Here is a 2,035-nt window from a genome sequence, read left to right on the forward strand (position 1 = left end):
GCGACGGCCGCCGACCTTCATGCCGGCCACGCCCTGGTCCCAGCCCGCGATGACGCGGCCCCCGCCCAGCGGGAACTCGAACGCCTGGTTACGGTTCCACGAGGCGTCGAACTCCTCGCCGGTCGAGAACGCGACGCCCACGTAGTGGACGCTGACGGTCTGGCCGGACTTGGCCTCGGGGCCATCGCCCACGGTGAGGTCGACAATCTGCAGCTCGGTGGGCGCGTCGCCCTCCGGGAAGTCGATTTCCGGCTTCTCGAGTGCCACGAAGTACTCCTGTTGACGATTGTTACTCAATGAGGAATGGACCCGACGACTCTATGCGGTCGGGATATGGTCATCGTTCATGGCCACCCTTTCGCCCGATGTGTCCCTGCTCACCGGGCGCGTCGCCGTGGTCACCGGGGCGGCCAGGGGGATCGGGCGGGCCATCGCCGAGGCGTTCGGGGCGTTCGGCGCCCACGTCGCGGTCTGCGACAAGGACAAGCCGCGCGGCGAGCTGGCGATGACGTTCGACGTGCGCGATCCCGTCGCGGCCGAGGTGTTCGCGCAGGCCGTGCGCGAGCGGTGGGGGCGGGTGGACGTGCTGGTGAACAACGCCGGGGGGACGTTCCACGCCGCGTTCGCCGACACGAGCGTCCGCGGCGAGCGCACGCTGATCGAGGAGAACTTCACGCAGGTCACCGGCATGATCCGGCTCATGCTGCCGATGATGGGGCCGGGCGCGTCGATCATCAACGTGACCTCCAGCGAGGCGCACCAGGCGGCGCCGGGGTTCGCGGTCTACGCGGCGATGAAGGCGGCGCTGGAGAGTCTGACGAAGTCGCTGGCGCTGGAGTTCGCGCCGCTGGGCGTCCGGGTGAACGCGATCGCCCCCGACGGGCTGCCCACCGAGGGCGAGGCGCTGGTGCGGGCGCGCATGGGGGAGGGGCTGCCGTACGAGCCGATGCGGCTGCCGCCGCTGGGACAGCTCGGACGGCCGGAGGACGCCGCGGGGGCGGCGGTGTTCCTGGCCGGCGACCTGGCCAGGTTCGTCACCGGCACGACCGTGCACGTCGACGGCGGCATCCACGCCGCCGGCGGGTGGCGAAGGACCGCCACCCCGACGGCGACCTGAGCCACGGGACCGGCGACGGTGGCCTGAGAGCTACCAGCTCTGGTGGAGGGGCATGCCCTCGGTGTAGCCGGAGGCGCTCTGGATGCCGATCACGGCCCGCTCGTGGAACTCCTCCAGGCTCCCCGCCCCCGCGTACGTGCACGACGACCGCAGCCCCGCCACGATGGCGTCGATCTGGTCCTCCACGCTCGGCCGCCGCGGGTCCAGGTACATGCGCGAGGTCGAGATCCCCTCCTCGAACAGCGACTTCCTGGCCCGGTCGAACGCGCTGTCCTCGGCCGTGCGCAGCCGCACGGCCCGCGCCGAGGCCATGCCGTAGTTCTCCTTGTACTTGCGCCCGTCGGCGTCGGTCCGCGTGTCGCCGGGCGACTCGTACGTCCCGGCGAACCAGGAGCCGATCATCACGTTCGCCGCCCCGGCGGCCAGGGCGAGCGCCACGTCGCGCGGGTGGCGCACGCCGCCGTCGGCCCACACGTGGCGGCCGAGCCGCCGCGCCTCCGCCGAGCACTCGAGGACGGCCGAGAACTGCGGCCGCCCCACCCCGGTCATCATCCGCGTCGTGCACATGGCACCGGGCCCGACTCCCACCTTGAGGATGTCGGCGCCGGCCGCCACCAGGTCGCGCACGCCCTCGGCGGTCACCACGTTGCCCGCCGCGACGGGCACGCCGGGGTCGAGCGCGCGGACGGCGCGCAGGGCGGAGATCATCTTCTCCTGGTGCCCGTGCGCGGTGTCGACCACCAGGCAGTCGACCCCGGCCTCGACCAGCTCCTTGGCCTTGGCGGCGACGTCGCCGTTCACGCCGACGGCCGCGGCGATGCGCAGCCTGCCCGCCTCGTCGAGGGCGGGCTGGTAGAGCGTGGCCCGCAGCGCGCCCGTACGGGTGAGGATGCCGACCAGGCGGCCGTCGGCGTCGAC

The 2,035-nt window shown here is 72.9% G+C and carries 3 protein-coding genes; 1 reads left to right on the forward strand and 2 read right to left on the reverse strand.

Features of this window, described 5'->3' with window-relative positions; all coding sequences use genetic code 11:
* Positions 1-267, reverse strand: a 267-nt coding sequence (locus tag KME77_RS26170) for an FKBP-type peptidyl-prolyl cis-trans isomerase (RefSeq protein ID WP_219471601.1), incomplete at its 3' end; no start/stop codon positions are given.
* 79 nt (positions 268-346) lie between these two features.
* On the opposite strand from KME77_RS26170, the gene KME77_RS26175 reads away from it, so the two are divergent.
* Positions 347-1,117, forward strand: coding sequence for an SDR family NAD(P)-dependent oxidoreductase (locus KME77_RS26175; RefSeq protein ID WP_219471602.1), 771 nt, complete (start codon positions 347-349; stop codon positions 1,115-1,117).
* Between the two features lie 30 nt (positions 1,118-1,147).
* Here KME77_RS26175 and KME77_RS26180 read toward each other — a convergent pair.
* Positions 1,148-2,035 (reverse strand): GuaB1 family IMP dehydrogenase-related protein (locus tag KME77_RS26180; RefSeq protein ID WP_219471603.1); only part of this gene is annotated, 888 nt, incomplete at its 5' end.

Origin of the sequence: Nonomuraea rhizosphaerae (assembly GCF_019396405.1) — a bacterium.
Lineage (GTDB): Bacteria > Actinomycetota > Actinomycetes > Streptosporangiales > Streptosporangiaceae > Nonomuraea > Nonomuraea rhizosphaerae.

Coding starts and splice junctions, on each gene's coding strand:
- KME77_RS26175 (WP_219471602.1), top strand. CDS start 347: ATGGCCACCCTTTCGCCCGATGTGTCCCTGCTCACCGGGCGCGTCGCC.